This window comes from Paraflavisolibacter caeni, assembly GCF_025628885.1.
GTDB classification, from domain to species: Bacteria; Bacteroidota; Bacteroidia; order Chitinophagales; family Chitinophagaceae; genus Flavisolibacter; species Flavisolibacter caeni.
In genome coordinates this window covers 1-769 of sequence record NZ_JAOTIF010000077.1, presented here as the reverse complement: position 1 = coordinate 769, position 769 = coordinate 1, and the positions used below count along the sequence as shown (strand labels likewise).

2 protein-coding genes are annotated in these 769 nt (G+C 54.5%); both read left to right on the top strand.

Annotation, left to right across the window (positions count from 1 at the left end; translation table 11 throughout):
• A partial coding sequence (locus OCK74_RS27835; protein WP_279300393.1) for a DUF4136 domain-containing protein occupies nt 1–450 on the top strand: 450 nt, incomplete at its 5' end.
• 11 nt (nt 451–461) lie between these two features.
• The coding region (locus OCK74_RS27830; RefSeq protein WP_279300392.1) for a hypothetical protein at nt 462–769 on the top strand (308 nt) is incomplete at its 3' end.

Genomic DNA, 769 nt, shown 5'->3' with positions numbered 1-769 from the left:
CTCAATGATCCCGATGGGGACGGCAAACCCCAGTTCCTGAGTGCCGCCTCCAGCAAGGCCATCCTGGACCAGATCAAACAAAATATGACGGCCAATGGCTGGCAGCTGGTGGGCAAAAACAACAATCCCGATGTGCTGCTGCTGGTCTCTGCCATGACCACCACCAACATTTATTATTACTATGACTGGTGGTACTGGGACTGGTGGTACGGGGGCTGGTATGGCTGGTACTATCCCGGCTATTATCCCCCTTATGTGACCGGCTACCGCTCCGGCTCGGTGCTGGGGCAGATGGTGGACATCAAGGGCAAAGTGAATGGGGAGAACCTGCCGGTGGTGTGGAACTTCATCATCAATGGGCTGGCCGAGGGGGGCACGGCCTCCATCACCAGCCGGGTGCAAGGAGGCATCAACAAGGCCTATAGTCAATCCCCTTATCTCAAACACTAAACCTTATGGCTATGAAAAAGATTTGGATACTAGTATTGCTGTTGAGCTGCAGTGCTTCGCTCTGGGCCCAGCACCACCGCTACGGCAGCAGCTTTGTGATGAGCTATCCCATTGCCTTTCCCATGGGGGATTTGAAGGATTATGTCTCCAAGGTCAGCTATCGAGGCATCTCCCTGGAGTTCAACAAATGGCAGAAGTCCAATTTGGAGGTGGGGCTGGAGTCGGGCTGGAATGTGTTCTATGAGCGGGTCGAAGACAAGGTCTATACCGACAAGACGGCCTCCATTTCGGGGGTGCAGTACCGCTACACCAACTCGGT